14 protein-coding genes are annotated in these 16311 nt (G+C 50.4%); 8 read left to right on the forward strand and 6 right to left on the reverse strand.

Features of this window, described 5'->3' with window-relative positions:
- Positions 1 to 4 precede the first annotated feature (4 nt).
- Positions 5 to 919, reverse strand: coding sequence for an ROK family protein (locus tag C9I92_RS14955; protein ID WP_047885836.1), 915 nt, complete (start codon positions 917 to 919; stop codon positions 5 to 7).
- A gap of 285 nt (positions 920 to 1204) precedes the next feature.
- Between C9I92_RS14955 and C9I92_RS14960 the strand changes: the two genes are divergently transcribed.
- The gene (locus C9I92_RS14960; protein ID WP_047885837.1) at positions 1205 to 1420 is read left to right on the forward strand and encodes a hypothetical protein; all 216 of its coding nucleotides are present in this window, start codon (positions 1205 to 1207) and stop codon (positions 1418 to 1420) included.
- Between the two features lie 330 nt (positions 1421 to 1750).
- Here C9I92_RS14960 and C9I92_RS14965 read toward each other — a convergent pair whose 3' ends face one another.
- From C9I92_RS14965 to phhA, 5 genes are all read right to left on the reverse strand, one after another.
- Positions 1751 to 2332, reverse strand: a complete 582-nt coding sequence (locus C9I92_RS14965; protein ID WP_047885838.1) for a PqiC family protein — start codon at positions 2330 to 2332, stop codon at positions 1751 to 1753.
- Positions 2332 to 3981 (reverse strand): intermembrane transport protein PqiB, encoded by a 1650-nt coding sequence (gene pqiB, locus C9I92_RS14970; RefSeq protein ID WP_047885839.1) that lies wholly within the window; start codon positions 3979 to 3981, stop codon positions 2332 to 2334. Before pqiB ends, C9I92_RS14965 begins: the two co-directional genes overlap by 1 nt.
- A 13-nt stretch (positions 3982 to 3994) precedes the next feature.
- Positions 3995 to 5305, reverse strand: a complete 1311-nt coding sequence (locus tag C9I92_RS14975) for a paraquat-inducible protein A (RefSeq protein WP_047885840.1) — start codon at positions 5303 to 5305, stop codon at positions 3995 to 3997.
- 207 nt (positions 5306 to 5512) lie between these two features.
- Entirely contained in the window at positions 5513 to 5854 is a 342-nt protein-coding gene (locus C9I92_RS14980) for a 4a-hydroxytetrahydrobiopterin dehydratase (protein ID WP_047885841.1), read from the reverse strand.
- A complete protein-coding gene (phhA, locus tag C9I92_RS14985; RefSeq protein WP_047885842.1) occupies positions 5847 to 6758 on the reverse strand; it encodes a phenylalanine 4-monooxygenase in 912 nt (303 codons plus the stop codon). Before phhA ends, C9I92_RS14980 begins: the two co-directional genes overlap by 8 nt.
- A 436-nt stretch (positions 6759 to 7194) precedes the next feature.
- Here phhA and C9I92_RS14990 point away from each other — a divergent pair, with 436 nt between their 5' ends.
- The 7 genes from C9I92_RS14990 (at position 7195) to C9I92_RS15020 (ending at position 16275) form a co-directional block, all read left to right on the forward strand.
- Entirely contained in the window at positions 7195 to 8337 is a 1143-nt protein-coding gene (locus C9I92_RS14990; protein WP_047885843.1) for a homogentisate 1,2-dioxygenase, read from the forward strand.
- Between the two features lie 68 nt (positions 8338 to 8405).
- Complete coding sequence (locus C9I92_RS14995; RefSeq protein ID WP_047885844.1) at positions 8406 to 9434, forward strand: fumarylacetoacetate hydrolase family protein; 1029 nt, start codon at positions 8406 to 8408, stop codon at positions 9432 to 9434.
- 96 nt (positions 9435 to 9530) lie between these two features.
- Complete coding sequence (gene maiA / locus C9I92_RS15000) at positions 9531 to 10181, forward strand: maleylacetoacetate isomerase (RefSeq protein WP_047885845.1); 651 nt, start codon at positions 9531 to 9533, stop codon at positions 10179 to 10181.
- 11 nt (positions 10182 to 10192) lie between these two features.
- Complete coding sequence (locus C9I92_RS15005) at positions 10193 to 12256, forward strand: acetoacetate--CoA ligase (RefSeq protein ID WP_053061866.1); 2064 nt, start codon at positions 10193 to 10195, stop codon at positions 12254 to 12256.
- A gap of 106 nt (positions 12257 to 12362) precedes the next feature.
- Positions 12363 to 13346, forward strand: a complete 984-nt coding sequence (locus tag C9I92_RS15010) for a CobW family GTP-binding protein (protein WP_047885846.1) — start codon at positions 12363 to 12365, stop codon at positions 13344 to 13346.
- A 200-nt stretch (positions 13347 to 13546) separates the two neighbouring features.
- A complete protein-coding gene (locus C9I92_RS15015) occupies positions 13547 to 14932 on the forward strand; it encodes a TldD/PmbA family protein (RefSeq protein ID WP_047885847.1) in 1386 nt (461 codons plus the stop codon).
- Positions 14932 to 16275, forward strand: a complete 1344-nt coding sequence (locus C9I92_RS15020) for a TldD/PmbA family protein (RefSeq protein ID WP_047885848.1) — start codon at positions 14932 to 14934, stop codon at positions 16273 to 16275. Before C9I92_RS15015 ends, C9I92_RS15020 begins: the two co-directional genes overlap by 1 nt.
- Positions 16276 to 16311: the final 36 nt, after the last annotated feature.

The following is a 16311-nucleotide window of genomic DNA, read 5'->3' on the forward strand; positions in this document are numbered from 1 at the left end:
CCACTTAATTCGGTTTAACTAACATCGCTGCACCGAAAACCCCGGCGCTGTCACCCAGCTTGGGTTTGACAATTCGGGTATTGAGCACCGGATTAAACAAATGCGGTAAAATGGCCTGCTCAGCATGCTCGTAAAGGCTGTCAATATTGCCCACTCCGCCGCCAACCACAATGACATCCGGATCCAGAATATTGATCACCTGAGCAACCGCCTTTCCAAAGTACGAGTAAAGCCGCTCCAATGTTTTCTGCGCTGCCGGTTCTCCCTGCGCTGACATGGCAACAATTTGCTGAAGTGGCACCGGCGCACTGACCTTTGCCTGTTGCTGAAAATATTGTTCAAGTCCTTTTCCGGAGATCACGGTTTCCACACATCCGGCTTTTCCGCAGTAGCAGGCAACCCCACCAGCTTCAATAACGTTATGTCCCCACTCACCGGCGATACCATGACAGCCGTACAGAGCCTGGTTGTGCACCACAATGCCACTGCCGACACCGGTTCCCATAATGATGCCGAAAACAACCTGTGCATCGGGGCAAATATCTTTTACTACACCTAAACGGGTTTCTGCCAAGGCAAAGCAATTTGCATCATTGGCCAGCACCACAGGCACACCCAATTCAGCTTCCAGATCACGATCAAGCGTTCGTCCGTTTAAAAACGTGGAGTTGCAGTTTTTCATCACCCCCGTTGCCGGGTCCAGCGTACCCGGCGTACCGAAACCCACTCGCGCCGGAAATACACCAAGTTCGTTGGCACAAGTGTTAACCAGCAGACCAATCCGGCCAATAACGTGCTCGTACCCCTGCTCACCTTCAGTATCAATTCGGTGTCGCAGGACGCACTGATCTTCCGTATTCATCACCGCACACTCAATTTTGGTGCCGCCAAGGTCCACACCCCAATAAAACTGACTCATTTAATATCCTTGTTGATGCGTATAGCTGCGTAGCTGAAGCTTATCTGGTGGTTAGGTTGGCGCGCGTATCGTTTGAACATAACCGGTCGCTAGAATCACACTATCCACCGAATACCATACGCTGCACACGCTTTACAGCAGGCTGATCGACACCAAAAGCAAAGCGCGCAAAATCAGCCATAATTAAACCAAAACGATAACCAACAGTGATCGATGTTTGCTTGGCTAACTTTAGCCAAGATTCGGTTTGTATTCTCAGTCACATAGCAAACTATGGAGAGAGAAATGTTTTTGAAAGAGTCCCGTACCGGCGATCTGGTGGATGTCATCGACATGGCATCCCTGATCAACCCATTCTCCAATGAAGTTACTGTGCAGTATCAGTCTGGTGAGGATCTGGCTGACCCGGTCAGTGTTGATAAACAATATCTTGCGTTCCCCTCTGGCGAATCCTTACCAGAGTGCTGGGTCAACGGATATTACCGAAAATGCCATCGCTGAGCGGCAGTAAGAGAACGGTACCAAAGTGCATGTAGCCGTAACGAAGATACAGGTAACCCACTTGAGGACAATGTATCAGGGTCCCTATGTCAGGATCCCTATATTCAACATGAGCACAGCGCGGTACATTCAGGCAAGCGATACCCTAACTGGCTACTAAGCTAACTGACGGTAAAGGTATTCTGGCCGCGACCATTTCCTTGTAGCGACATCAGAGGATCAGTCAGCGCCGAGTTTGCCGCGACAAAAAAGAGAGCCTTCGGGCTCTCTTTTTTTGCTATTTTTCACTGGTCTGTTAACGAGTTGGCAGACCAGCGTGTTCGGTTCACGTTACAGCGTCAGCTGACTGATACTCTGACTAATCTGTGTAGTCAGGCGAGAGACCCCTTCTGACAACGCCAGAACCTGAGCATCGTATCCACCGGATTCAAGCGGTACCTGAATCGAAAATGGTTGCCTGGAGACCGCTCTGCCTTCCGCATCGGTCAAAATCCACTGTCCGCTCAGTTGTGCCAGTCCCGTGAAATGCCCGTTAAAACGGTCAAATTTCACCTGCAGTTTCGGCACATTCGCATTACTGACGACCGGTGAGAGCTCGTCAAACCAATAGCGAGACTGTTTCTGACGCAGTTCCTGCGTAATGATGCGGGTCAGCTGTTTAGACAAACTCTCTGCCCACAGATTCTGGCGCGCCTGAACAACTTCCGTTTCACTGGTCTGATAAACCAGACCTGTACCGGACAAGTGCTCCGCAACCTGAACCGGTCTTACCACAACAACCGGCTGATGTTTATTGGCGAACGAGGTCGCCAAATTCGTTTCGGTGGTTGGCAGCAAATACGTTTTGCTGGTGGTCGGTTCCGATGAACTGCACCCGGCCAGAAGCAGTGCCAGTAAGACGACTCTTTTCATTATTGTTTTCCTCCAACCGGAATCGGATCAGCCGGTGCTTCATCTGAGAAGATTAGTGAATTAGGTTTATCATTCAACTGGCGTAAAACAGGCTGCAGGTCAGCCATTACCTGCTCAAACTGCTGCAGTGCAGATTCCAGATTCTGATATGGCACGCCGTCTGGCCCGTAACCATTCAGGGTATTCTGAATCTGTTGCAGGCTCTTACGAATCTCGCCCGGCAGCGCCTGTGTCTCTTGCTGCGCTAACAGATTGTTAAGCTGACTAGCCACTTTTTCAGTTGCTCGCAATGTCTGCTGCGACGTTTCCATGGTTCGAGTCAGTGTTGTCAGCGTATCTTCAATCGGCAGATTGTTGACTTTCTTCAATACAGCCATCACTTCACGCTGAATTTGAGCAAAGCCACCCGCCTTGGTCGGGAAGATCGTATATTCACCATATTGCCGCGGTACAAACGGCTTCTCATCTTTATAGATTTCCAGATCAACCAACAACGCACCAGTCAGCAGACTGCCTGTTTTCAGGGTCCCGCGAAGTCCGTTACCAAATTCCTTCTCCAGATTGACCTTTAACGATTCCAGCGTCTCGTTGCTGACATGCTCAGCGACACGTCCCAGCTCGATACGTACCAATACCGGAATTGGACGGTTGCTAAAGCCTTCACGTACACCAATCGCCATATTCAACGGCACTTTTTGAACCGTACCGATGCGAATACCACGGTATTCCACTGGCGCCCCCGCTTTCAGGCCGCGAACGGACTCATCAAACAACATGACATATTCCAGATATTCGTCGAAGAAACGTTCACGTACATCTTTGATACTGTCATACAAGCGGAACACAGATTTGTCTTTCGTGATCAGCTCACCCGGATCGTAACCATTAGGCACGCGGAAGCTTACCCCGCCAGTCAACAAGGATTCAATTGAGCCGATTTTCAGGTTAAAGCCCTCTGCCGAAATCTGCATATCAACACCAGACGTCAGCCAGAAACGGGTACGCTTACGAATTAGTCCGTTGTAAGGCTCGAAAATAAACAGCTGGTAGTGTGCTTTCTTGGTGTTGGTGTCAAACATGACTTTCTCAACACGGCCAACCGTAAAGCCCTCATACAAAACAGGATCGCCCACCCCCAGTTTACCGGCTTCATTGTGGGTCAGAATCAAACGCAGCCCTTTTGCATCAGGTGGCGCGACCGGTGGAATATCGAGCACATCGAAATGACGTTTTTCTTTGTCTGCATGGCCCGGCTGCAACTGAATATACGCACCAGAGAGCAACGTATCCAGCCCCGAGACACCCGACTTACCAATGCGCGGTTTCACGACCCAAAATAAGGTATCTTCCATCAGCATACGCTCGGCGTCTTTATCCATCTGGGCAGTGACTTCAATCGCACTGTAATCATCGTTCAGGACCACATCGGTCACGACACCCACTTTTACATTCAGAGCGCGGATCTCGGTTTTACCGACTTCGATCCCCTCTGCGGTATCGAGACGCAGGGTAATAACCGGGCCCTGACTGGTAATGTACTGAACAAGCATCCAGATACCGATACCAACGGCAATCAGGGGTACCAGCCAGATGGACGATACCTGCTTAATCACATGGGTTTTAGCCCTTGATGAGGGTTGTTCACTCATAGATTTCTTTCTCTTAATGGTTCACAGCGTTTTGTGAGGAATTCGTGTCACTTTCTTGTTTGGTCCAGAACACGCGCGGATCGAATGACATCGCAGACAGCATGGTCAGTAATACCACGCCTGCAAATGAAAGTGCCGCCGGACCCGGGTAGATCGCCATCAGGTTTTGCAGTTGTACCAGCGCAACCAGAATCGCCACGACAAAAATGTCGATCATTGACCAGCGACCAATAAATTCGGTCATCCGATAGAGCTTCAGCTTCTTGATAGCTTTCATATCATCCATCGACGTGGCCTTCTGGGCATGTGAATACAGCCAGATAAGGGCAAAAATTTTCGCCAACGGAATCAGAATACTGGCAAAGAAAATCACCGCCGCAATCGGATAAGACTTCAGTTGCCATAGCAGCACCACCCCTTCCAGAATGGTGGAGCCTTCACTATTACCCAAGCTCACGGTGTACATCATCGGGTACAGGTTTGCCGGAATAAAAAAGATGGTGGCAGCAATAAGCAGCGCCCAGGAACGTTGCAGCATCGCTTGCGGATGATAACCATGCAATTTACCGTGGCAGCGCACACATCGCTTTCCGTCCTGATCAATGGCATTCAGCTGACCGCAATAATGGCAACTGATGTGATTGTCAGACAGGTGGGAGTCACCGGCTTTGACCTGCGGCAGTCGTTCCATCGGCAAGAACTGCATCCATAACCAGGTAGGGTCAACCATCGACACGCATTTCACCACCAGCACGGTGTAAATACAGAACGCCCAGAATGACATACCCAACCCGATATCAGCCAATGAAGCGATCTTGATCAGGCTGACCAGCACCCCAATCAGAAATACATCCACCATCAACCAGGGTTCAATACGCAGCATCAACCGGCACAGACGTTTTTCCGTTGCACTGATCGCATTACTGCTTCTGCCCATCACCAGTGTCCAGGCCCGAAAATAAAAATAGAGTAAAGAAATAAGGTAGGTTGCCGGCAGAATCAGCACCGTCAGCAGAAGCAAAAGCGCCAGTAAACTGTTCTGAAACACACTCAGCATTTCTGCTGCGTGCATAAGCGTGATTTCCTGTTTGATCCCCTTCACACTAAATGACATGAAAGGAAAGCTGATGCTTGCCACCAGCATAACCAGACTGGCAACGCCATAAGACAGCGGACGCTGAAAGGGCAAAGCTATTCTTTTCGCCAAAGTGTGATCGCAACGGGGACACGTTGCTTTTTCACCATCTTTTAATGTCGGCAGTTCAACCACCAACCCACACTCTTCACAGCCAACCAGCGTGTCAGGCTCTTGTGGTTTGCCCATATGTAACCTCTAAATCCCTTATCTATTATCAGTATAGATAAGGCTCACGTATGATTTTTCGCAATCATAACGCAAATATATTTCATTCCATAAGCAATAAAATACTGTTTTTACCTTAACGTAACATGAAAAAACCCTAAGTTTATTAAACTTAGGGTTTTATGAAAGCTCGGCTAACCGTAAAGATTGCCGCGATTTTTTATGTCATTATTCTGCCAGCAACTGATCGGTTTTTGCTGCGCAAATGAAATCATTTTTATGTAGCCCTTTGATGGAGTGGCTCCACCAGCAAACCGTTACTTTGCCCCATTCCAGAGTAATCGTCGGATGGTGGAACTCTTCTTCCGCCATTTCGGCCACTTTGTCGGCAAAGGCCCATGCCTGCTTAAAGTTCTTAAAGCTGAATACACGCTCTAGCTGCTTAATGCCATCACGATCCAATACGTCCCATTCCGGAATATCTTTCACCAGCTCTGTTGTTTCCAGTTCCGTCACCATTGGCGCATCAATCTGGCAAGCTTCACATTTCAGTTCATGTAATTCAGACATAGTTCCCCACTTTTTTGTCTTCGTCCTTGTTTTTCGGTGGAAACAGCGGTTCATGAAGGCCCATTGCCTTCGCCTGCTCCACCATACTCATAATATCCTGCTGAGCCAGCTCAAAAAGCTGTTGAATGTCATCCAGGATGAAATAGACAGGTTGCATGATATCAATGCGATATGGTGTTCGCATGATATCAATCGGGTCAAATGGCCGGTAAATCGGTTTGACCTCACGTTGTGATAATTCAATCTGTTCGGTGTTCTGTTGGTTTAAGCCCGATTCAGGATCGTTGACCGAATCATTGGCACTTTCGAAATCACCTGTCAGCGCAAATCGCGTTTCACCCGGCGATGACAAAATACCGCCCCCGTAAATTCGGATGCCGTTGGTTTCCTGCAGCAAACCGAACTCTACGGTAAACCAGTACAAACGTGCCAGATATACCCGATCTTTCGGTGAAGCACTGAATCCCAGCTTCCCGTAGGTATGCGTAAATTCAGCAAACGCCGGATTCGTCAGCATGGCGCAGTGACCGAAGATTTCATGGAAAAAATCCGGCTCTTGCAGATAATCAAACTCTTCGCGGCTGCGCAGGAAGGTGGCAACCGGAAATTGCTTGTTTGCCAGCAATTCGAAGAACCTGTCAAAGTTAATCAGGGCGGGTACTGCGACACACTCCCAGCCTGTTTGTGCTTTCAGCACCCGGTTGACATCCCCCAGTTGCGGCGCTTTGTCGATTGGTAAATTCAACATTTTCAGGCCGTCAATGTAGGCCTGGCAGGCACGTCCGCTCACGCAACTAAGCTGACGAGTCACCAAATCATGCCAAATCTGATTTTCAGACTGATCCCAGTCCACAAAGCCTCGTTCATCGGGCTTTTTTGATACATATTTAGTCGCACTACCCATAATCGTCCTACTTCATCTGTTTCTGCCTCACCTTGGCAAATTTGGTTGGTCCTAATCATTCAGTTCAGCTTTCGGATTCACTTCCCCGGAATAGGAAAGTGATTGTCCTCGCTGGTTATTAATTAGATTAGGAGGGTTCAGGTGGACAAAGGAAGCCCTTCTCAAGAATCAGAAAAACCCCACCTGTAACATTTCATTTACACACCATTTTCAACCCTGAAAAACCCCTCCAGAGCCCTTGTAAACACTGGGGGTTGCCATTACTCATTGAATTTACTTGGATATGTAAAGCAAACCGAACATCTGACAAAAAGCTAAATTTCGGCAACAGTTGCCTGTTAGCACGCTCTGGGCCAGAGTTAAGCTATGAATTAACAAAACGTTAACCACGGATTTAACGTCAAATTTTACCCACCGATAACCAGAGGGACAGGCAATGCGTCAATGGTTTCAGTTTCCTATTTCTGAAGGGAAAGTCTCCCGGCAGGCACACTGTGATCTACCGGAAGGCACGTATGAGCGCGAGTGTGGCAAGGAAGGTTTTTTTGGTCCGGCCAGTCATATGTACCACAGCCACCCGCCAACAGGCTGGACGGAATGGGAAGGGCCTTTGCGTCCGCGAGCGATTGATACCAACCTGATTGAAACTCAAGGCAATTCGCCCTGGGATGCCGCCCTGTTATTGTTCAACAACAATGTCCGTCTGCGTTCATGGCGCTGCGACAAAGAGATGGACCACCTGGCCCGCAATGGTGATGGAGATGAAGTTCTGTTTATCCATAACGGCAGCGGTGAATTGTTCTGTGACTACGGCCACCTGAGTTTCCGTGACGGTGATTACATTGTGTTGCCACGCGCCACCAGCTGGCGTATTGAGCCGCACGAGCCGGTTGAAATGTTGCTGATCGAAGCCACCAACAGCGGCTACAAAATGGCAGAACGCGGTATTGTCGGTAAACATGCGGTGTTTGACCCGGGCGTGCTGGAATATGCACGAATCAACGACACCTTCCTGGCGCAGCAAAGTGACAACCAGACCTGGAAAGTGAAGCTGAAAGCACGCAGCCAGTTAAACACTATCACTTACCCGTACAACCCGCTGGATGCACAGGGCTGGAAGGGGGATCTGACCGTGTTCAAACTGAACTGGCGTGATATCCGCCCGCTGATGAGCCACCGCTATCACCTGCCGCCATCGGCACACACTACCTTTGTGGCAGATGGTTTTGTGATATGCACGTTTGTACCACGCCCAATTGAAAGTGACCCGAATGCACTGAAAGTGCCGTTCTATCACAACAATGATGATTATGACGAAGTGCTGTTCTACCACCGCGGTAATTTCTTCAGCCGTGACAACATCGAAGCCGGCATGATCACGCACCACCCATGCGGCTTTTCACACGGCCCGCATCCGAAAGCGCTGGCAGCCAGTATGTCATCACCGAAGAAAGAAACCGACGAGGTCGCCGTCATGATTGATACCCGCTGGCCACTCGAAGTGAGTGAACAAGCGGAAAGTGCTGAAAATAAAGACTATGTTTATTCTTGGAAAAGTCGACCTAAGACCAACGAATAACGCAGCAGGCCGCACTTATTTCACGTTGCGGCCCACCCAAGGATTAACATTGAAACAAGGAGTATTACGTGAAACTAGCTTCTCTTAACCATGGTCGTGACGGCCAGCTGATTGTTGTTTCCCGCGACCTGAAAACGGCCGTTCATGCCCACGACATCGCCCCTACTCTCCAGTTTGCACTGGATAACTGGGATCAGGTCGAGGCCGATCTGCAGCATTTGTACCGTAACCTTAATGACGGTATTGCACCGGATACCTTTCCGTTCAATCCGGCGTTGTGTGCCTCTCCTCTGCCACGCGCATACCAGTGGGCAGACGGCAGTGCTTACGTTAACCATGTTGAACTGGTTCGCAAAGCCCGCGGTGCCGAAATGCCGGAAAGCTTCTGGACCGATCCGCTGATGTATCAGGGAATGTCTGACGGTTTCCTTGGCCCGATGGACGACATCCTAGCGGTAGACGAAAACTGGGGCATCGACTTCGAAGGGGAAATCGCAGTCATTACTGATGATGTCGACATGGGTACCCGCACCGAAGAAGTTCACGGCCATATTAAACTGCTGATGCTGGTAAATGATGTTTCGCTGCGTAACCTGATTCCTGGCGAGCTGGCCAAGGGTTTTGGTTTCTTCCAGTCCAAGCCTGCTTCTGCTTTTTCTCCGGTCGCCGTGACCCCGGACGAACTGGGTGATAACTGGCATGACTACAAAGTTCACCACCCTCTGACGGTGCATCTCAATGGCGAGCTGTTTGGTAATCCGCATGCAGGTACAGACATGACGTTCAACTTTGCGGAACTGGTGCAGCATGTTGCGAAAAGCCGTGCTATCTCTGCCGGTACCATCATAGGTTCAGGTACAGTTTCAAACAAAGATCGCAGCAGCGGCTCATGCTGTCTGGCAGAACGCCGCATGCTGGAAATTATCGATCAGGGTGAAGCGAAAACACCGTTCATGCGCTTTGGTGACAAAGTCCGTATCGAAATGTTTGATGACAACGGGCACTCCATTTTTGGCGCCATCGATCAGACGGTTGTGCGTTACGAGCACAAATATCACGATGAAGATCTGAACCACCACGATCCGCATCACGTGTAAAAACGGTACTTATTGCGCTTTGATTCAGTGCTGACACCCAGGTGTCAGCACTGTGCTTAGAGCGAAACAGGTTTAGCGCATAAAAGGATTGTTATCATGAAACTGTACGATTATTACCGTTCTTCCGCGTCTTATCGGGTCAGAATCGCCCTTAACCTCAAAGGGCTGGAGTATGCACAACAGCCAGTATCACTACTGGACAACGAACAAAACAGCACAACATATACCGCGCTTAATCCAAGCGGACTGGTGCCGGGCTTCATTCCCGATCCGGCGGCAGGATCCGAAAATGACGGCGAACTTCTCAGTCAGTCACTGGCCATTATTGAGTATCTGGATGAACGTTATCCGGAGCCACCACTGCTGCCTTCCGAACCATGGCAAAAAGCCAAATGCCGAGAAATCGCGTTCGCGATTGCCTGCGATATTCATCCCCTGAACAACTTACGGGTGCTGAAATACTTGACCGGTCCACTGGCCATTGACGAGAGCGAAAAAATGGCCTGGTATCACCACTGGCTGAAGCAAGGCCTGCAAAGCCTGGAAGTCATGGTAAGTCGCCATTCTCACCCTTTTTGCTGCGGAGATGAACCCTCACTGGCTGATATTTGCCTGATTCCTCAACTCTATAACGCGAAACGTTTTGGTTTCGATCTCAGCCATTACCCTCGCCTACTGGATATTGAAGCACGCTGCCAGGCGCTACCGGCATTTATTGCCGCCCACCCTGACAACCAGCAACCTTGAGGTAACAGATTATGACCACAACTGCCTCAACAACGGCAACCCCATCAGGCGCACAATCAGCCCTGCTTTGGATGCCGGAAAAAGACCGGATACATGACAGCCTGATGTACCAGTTCATGGTTGCAGTCAGCGCAAAAAAAGACACCCTATTTCACGACTACAACCAGCTACATCAGTGGAGTGTCAACCACAGTGAAGAATTCTGGGATTTGCTCTGGGACTTTTGCGGTGTTGAAGGCGCGAAAAAACCGCCAGTCAGCTACTGCCCGCCAGCAAGCCAAGCCCCAGCCAAAGACACCCAGTGGTTCCCGCACGCAAAACTGAACTATGCAGAAAACCTGCTCAAGAACTGGCACCAGCGAGCAAAAGAAGACGCGCTCGTCTTCCACAGTGAAGGCGACAGCTCACGGATTCAACGACTGAGCTGGGAACAGCTCTATCACCAAACCGCTCAGATTGCCGGATTCCTGCACCAGGCTGGCGTCACGAAAGGCGATGTGGTGGCGGGCTATTTACCAAACCTGCCGCAGACCATTGTTGCCATGCTGGCCACCACCGCACTAGGCGCAACCTGGACTTCAACCTCTCCGGATTTTGGTGCCGACAGCGTCATTGAGCGCTTCGGTCAGACTAAACCTAAAGTCCTGTTTTTTGCCGATGGCTATTTTTATAACGGTAAAACGCACACCTACCGCCAGAAAGTAGCCGATATTGCCGCTGAACTGGAAGGCCTGACCCACGTGGTCACAATCCCATACGTTGGCCTCTCCGCCAATAGTGACAACGTCACTAATGTAACCGATACAACAAACGCAATAACCATTCCGGGTGTCAGCGAACATCACTGGACGCAGATTCTGTCATCGACGGAACCCTGCGAACTCGGTTTTACCCCAGTGAGTTTTGATCACCCGCTGTATATCCTTTACTCCTCCGGCACAACCGGCAAACCCAAGTGCATTGTTCACAGTGTGGGCGGCACGCTGCTAAATCACCTGAAAGAGCATCAGTTACACAGTGATGTAAAACCGGGCGACCGGCTGTTTTACTTCACTACCTGCGGCTGGATGATGTGGAACTGGATGGTCACCGGACTGGCATCAGGAGCTACGCTGATCCTGTATGATGGCTCGCCTTTCTACCCCAACGGAAATGTACTGTGGGACATGGCTGAACTAGAAAACGTTACTTTGTTCGGCACCTCGGCCAAGTATCTTGAAGCACTGGAGAAACAGGTAATCCAGCCGATTCAAACTCACAAGCTGAATAAGCTGCGTACCTTGTGCTCGACCGGTTCGGTGCTTTCTCCTGAGCAGTTTGACTACGTCTACCAGTCCATTCATCAGGATGTTCAACTCGCGTCTATTGCCGGCGGTACGGATATATGCGGCTGCTTTGCGATCGGCAACCCCATCAGCCCGGTATATCGTGGCGAATGCCAGGGACGTGGATTGGGGATGGATGTTCAGGTGTTTGATGGCGAAGGACATCCGTTGTATGAACGTCAAGGCGAACTGGTGTGCTGCAACAGCTTCCCCAACCAACCTTGCGGTTTCTGGAATGACACGGACGGCAGCCGTTATCACAGTGCCTACTGGGACACTTTCCCCGGTGTCTGGCATCACGGTGACTACGTCTCACTAACCAAACACGGTGGTCTGATTTTCTATGGCCGTTCCGACGCAGTTCTGAATCCAGGTGGCGTACGTATCGGTACAGCGGAAATTTACCGCCAGGTTAACCGCCTGGATGAGATAAAAGATTCACTGGTTATCGGTCAGAACAAGGCCAATGATGTTCGGGTGGTACTGTTTGTTCAACTCAATGAGGGCGTCTCTCTTAGTGAGGAACTGGAAAAAACCATTCGGGATCGGATTCGTACCCATTGCTCACCCCGGCATCTCCCGGAAGTGATTCTGAGTGTCAGTGATATTCCTCGAACCAAATCCGGCAAGCTGGTTGAACTGGCAGTCCGAAACGTGGTTCACAACGAGCCCGTCAAAAATCTGGGTGCGCTGGCCAACCCTGAAGCTCTGGAAGAGTTTAAAAATCGTCCGGAGCTGAAGCTTCCCTGAGACTTTTGAGGGTTAGACGGCTACAAGCGCCTGAAAACCCTCTTTTCGCTTCCGGCTGGGATGTTATGATGATGCCATTATCAAGCATGATGAGCGGCCAAAATTTATGAAGCGCATCCCAACCAATATCATTACCGGCTTCCTTGGAGCCGGTAAAACCACTGCAATTCTCTCTTTGCTTGCCCGTAAACCGGAAAATGAAAAATGGGCCATTCTGATCAATGAATTTGGCAATGTCGGCGTAGACGGCGCGATTCTGGATCAGCAAGGTGCCATCGTAAAAGAAGTTCCGGGTGGCTGCATGTGCTGTGTCGCAGGTTTACCGATGTCTGTCGGTATCAATGCCCTGCTGGCACAAAAGCCAGATCGCCTGCTTCTGGAACCGACCGGCCTTGGGCATCCGAAAGAGATCATCAATAAACTAACGTCTGATACTTACCGCGACTACATCGACCTGAAAGCAACCATCACGCTGGTTGATCCGCGTCAGTTTTCCGATTCAATCTACACTGACAATCAAAATTTCCAGGATCAAATCGCGCTGGCAGATATTCTGGTCGCCAACAAAGTTGATCAGAGTCAGCCGGATGACCTGCGCGCTTTTGAACAGTATGCCGATACCTTAACACCGGCCAAAGCCGTATTAGGTCATGTTGAGCAAGGTGAACTTGCGCTTGAATGGCTGGAAGTTGAACGTCTTGAGCGTCAGGCAAGCCACAGCCATCACCATCACGGCCATGAGGAAGACGCTGCGCCACTCCCGGGGCTGGAACTGGCACCGGGACAACAGTTTATCCGCCGTGAAAATAGCGGTCAGGGTTATCGCAGTTGCGGCTGGTTTTTTGCGACAGATCTGGTGTTTGACTTTTCTAAGCTGTTTACCCTGTTTTCAAACCTGAATGCCCAGCGAGTCAAGGCCGTCGTGAATACCGAACGTGGCTGTTTTGCCTTCAACGTTGTTAACCGGGTGGTTTCGGTCAACGAACTGTCCCTGGAAAACTTCGAATCCCGCATCGAGGTTATTGATAAAGAAAGACTTCCTTACGATGAACTGGAAACTATCCTGTGTTCATTAACGAGTGAAAAGTGACCCAAACCTTGTAACTGAACTGTTAAAAATCATTTTGACTGCTAATAATGAAACTGACATCACCCATCGGTGAAGCAGGATTGTTATAAAAACAGTTCAGGACTTCACCACAGCCCGCATCGACTCATTCGCTGTTGTGGGCTGAGTGTCTATTACCCAATCCGGGCACTGCTCGGATGGCGATTAAGCAAGGAGCAACCATGCTAAACCCTTCAACTGCACAAGCGGTGATTGACCATGCCCTGTTTCTGGGTGCGGACTTTGCTGAATTGTTCGTTGAACACCATCAGTCAAGTGCCGTAGAACTGATTTCCGGTGACATCGATCAAATCAGCTCAGGTATTGATTTCGGCATCGGCATACGCTTGTTCTTCGGCAATAAAATTCTGTATGGCTACGCCAACAGCACAGACGAAGAAGAACTGAAGCGCGTCACCAGCCTGCTGGCGGCAAAAGACAAGCGTGATCAGATCGCTCAAGCCGGTTCACTGAATCTCAGCAGACACAATAACCTTCATACCTGCCAGCAGCCTCTCAGCCAGAACGGCTACCTGGAAGCGAAAATTGCGTTCCTTCGCCAGTGCAACGACGCAGCGCGTGCCGAGCATGAAAAAATCAATCAGTTCATTGGTCGCATCATGCAACGTGAGCAGCAGGTTGAAATTTTTAACTCTACGGGTCTTCACATTGGCGATACCCGTCACTATACCCGTATTGCCGCAACCGCTATTGCTAAAAACGGCAGTGAGCAGTCTACAGGGTTTGAATCCCCAGGCGCACTGACTGGTTGGGAGTTCAGCAACAGCCTGAACGCGCAGGCTCTGGGACAAACGGTCGCACAGCAGGCGATGGTGAAGCTGTTCGCAGAAACCTGCCCGACCGGCGAAATGCCAGTCATTATCGGTAACGGTTTCGGTGGCGTCATTTTCCACGAAGCATGCGGCCATTTGCTGGAAACAACCTCAGTGGCGAAAAAAGCCTCCGTTTTCCACGACAAAATGGGTGAACTGATTGCAAACCCGGTCGTGAATGCGGTCGATGACGGTACCCTCACCAATGAATGGGGTTCCATCAACATTGATGATGAAGGGATGGAAACCCAGCGAACCCAGTTGATCAAAGACGGGAAGCTAACCAGCTTTATGGTTGATCACATGGGCTCTCTGAAAACCGGTTATGCCCGTACCGGCTCGGGCCGTCGTGAATCCTATAAATTTGCCCCGGCATCCCGGATGCGTAACACCTTTATTGAACCGGGCAGTAGCTCGCTTGATGACATGGTTAGCAGTGTAGAACGCGGCATTTATGCCAAGAAAATGGGGGGCGGTTCCGTTCAGCCGGGGACCGGCGAATTCAACTTCGCCGTGCAGGAAGCCTACCTGATTGAGGACGGTAAAATCACGCGTCCACTCAAAACTGCCACCCTGATCAGCACCGGCCCGAAAGTATTGAAAGAAATTTCAATGGTCGGCGAAGACTTTGCCATGGCGGCAGGAATGTGTGGGTCGGTCAGTGGGTCGGTTCCGACAACGGTCGGCCAACCCGCACTGAAGGTCGACAACATTCTGGTAGGAGGAGGGAACTAATGGCCGATCAACAACAACTCCAGCAAGCCATTGACCAAGTGCTGGACCGCGTGCGTACTGCTGGCGCAGAGGCTGATGTTATTGCCAGTGCCGGTCACCATTTTTCGCTAAAAGCCGACAAAGGTGAGCTTGATGAGTACAAAGTGACGTCCGGACAAGTTATCGGTGTGCGCATTATCAAAGATCAACGTATCGCCACCAGCTACTCCGAGTCACTCGAGCCAAACAGCCTTGATCTGATGGTCGAACAGGCGCTGACCAATGCCCGTTACACAAAACAGGATGAGCATCAGACAATCAGCTGTGCTGATAGCCAACTGACAACCAACTGTCCTGAAATCTATCAGGCTGACACCGCAACTGTCGATGACAAAATTGTCCTGGCGCTGACACTGGAAAGCGGTGTAGTTGCTAAACCCCACGCCAGCTCAGCGCCGTACAACGGCTATAGTGAATCAGATAGCCAGATCATTCTGGCGAACACGCTGGGCACCCGCTGTTTCCACCAGGAGCGTTCAGCCTACTGCTACGCCTACACCCTGTATGAGAAAGACGGTAAGCAGTCTATGCATGGCGGCATGTCTTCCGGTCGGCGTTTTGACGAACTGGATAGCGAGTACGCAATCAACCATGGTTACGATATAGCTCAGGCTCTGCTTGAAGGGGCGCCGGTAAATACCGGCAGCTACAGCGTCATTTTTGACCTGAGTTGCCTGAGCAACCTGTTCAGTGCGTTCAGTCTGTGCTTTTCAGGCCCATCGGCCATGAAAGGCATCAATCCATGGCGCGACTCACTGAATCAACAGGTCGCCAGCCCGCTATTAACTATGACTGATACGGCTTACGTGCAGGGCGGCTCGTCCATAAAGGCATTCGACAGTGAAGGCTTTGCAACCCGAGATACCGTATTGCTCGGTGAGGGACAACTGCATAGCCTGCTTCACAACAGCCATACCGCCAACTACTTCGGTATTGCAAACACCGCGAATGCCGCCCGGTCGGCAAAAGGTGGGCTGGGAATTTCGCCACGCCACACGGTTATCGCAACCGGTAAGAGTTCTGAGGCTGAGCTAACCGCCGGTGAATACCTGGAACTGGTTGAGCTTCAGGGCGTCCATTCCGGCGCCGATGCCGTCAGTGGTGATTTCTCGTTTGGTGCCAGCGGCTTCCTGTGCCGTGACGGTCAGCGTATTCAACCGGTCCGCGGGATTACCGTAGCAGGCAATTTCTATCAAATGTTAAAAGAAATTGATGCGGTAGGTAGTGATCTGATTACTGACTATGCACGTCAATTCTACGCGCCGAAAATGCGATTCAGCCGTCTGAGTATTGGCGGAAAATAAACGTCTATTTTTCATCCAGACTCATCCAAGCAGCGG

The sequence above is a fragment of the Photobacterium ganghwense genome, assembly GCF_003025595.1.
GTDB classification, from domain to species: domain Bacteria; phylum Pseudomonadota; class Gammaproteobacteria; order Enterobacterales; family Vibrionaceae; genus Photobacterium; species Photobacterium ganghwense.

Excerpts from the sequence above, each read along its gene's own strand:
- C9I92_RS15010 (WP_047885846.1), top strand. The coding sequence starts at position 12,363 with ATGAAGCGCATCCCAACCAATATCATTACCGGCTTCCTTGGAGCCGGT.
- maiA (WP_047885845.1), top strand. The coding sequence starts at position 9,531 with ATGAAACTGTACGATTATTACCGTTCTTCCGCGTCTTATCGGGTCAGA.
- C9I92_RS14965 (WP_047885838.1), bottom strand. The coding sequence starts at position 2,332 with ATGAAAAGAGTCGTCTTACTGGCACTGCTTCTGGCCGGGTGCAGTTCA.
- C9I92_RS14955 (WP_047885836.1), bottom strand. The coding sequence starts at position 919 with ATGAGTCAGTTTTATTGGGGTGTGGACCTTGGCGGCACCAAAATTGAG.
- C9I92_RS14990 (WP_047885843.1), top strand. The coding sequence starts at position 7,195 with ATGCGTCAATGGTTTCAGTTTCCTATTTCTGAAGGGAAAGTCTCCCGG.
- C9I92_RS15015 (WP_047885847.1), top strand. The coding sequence starts at position 13,547 with ATGCTAAACCCTTCAACTGCACAAGCGGTGATTGACCATGCCCTGTTT.
- pqiB (WP_047885839.1), bottom strand. The coding sequence starts at position 3,981 with ATGAGTGAACAACCCTCATCAAGGGCTAAAACCCATGTGATTAAGCAG.
- C9I92_RS14960 (WP_047885837.1), top strand. The coding sequence starts at position 1,205 with ATGTTTTTGAAAGAGTCCCGTACCGGCGATCTGGTGGATGTCATCGAC.
- C9I92_RS15005 (WP_053061866.1), top strand. The coding sequence starts at position 10,193 with ATGACCACAACTGCCTCAACAACGGCAACCCCATCAGGCGCACAATCA.
- C9I92_RS14980 (WP_047885841.1), bottom strand. The coding sequence starts at position 5,854 with ATGTCTGAATTACATGAACTGAAATGTGAAGCTTGCCAGATTGATGCG.
- C9I92_RS14975 (WP_047885840.1), bottom strand. The coding sequence starts at position 5,305 with ATGGGCAAACCACAAGAGCCTGACACGCTGGTTGGCTGTGAAGAGTGT.
- phhA (WP_047885842.1), bottom strand. The coding sequence starts at position 6,758 with ATGGGTAGTGCGACTAAATATGTATCAAAAAAGCCCGATGAACGAGGC.
- C9I92_RS15020 (WP_047885848.1), top strand. The coding sequence starts at position 14,932 with ATGGCCGATCAACAACAACTCCAGCAAGCCATTGACCAAGTGCTGGAC.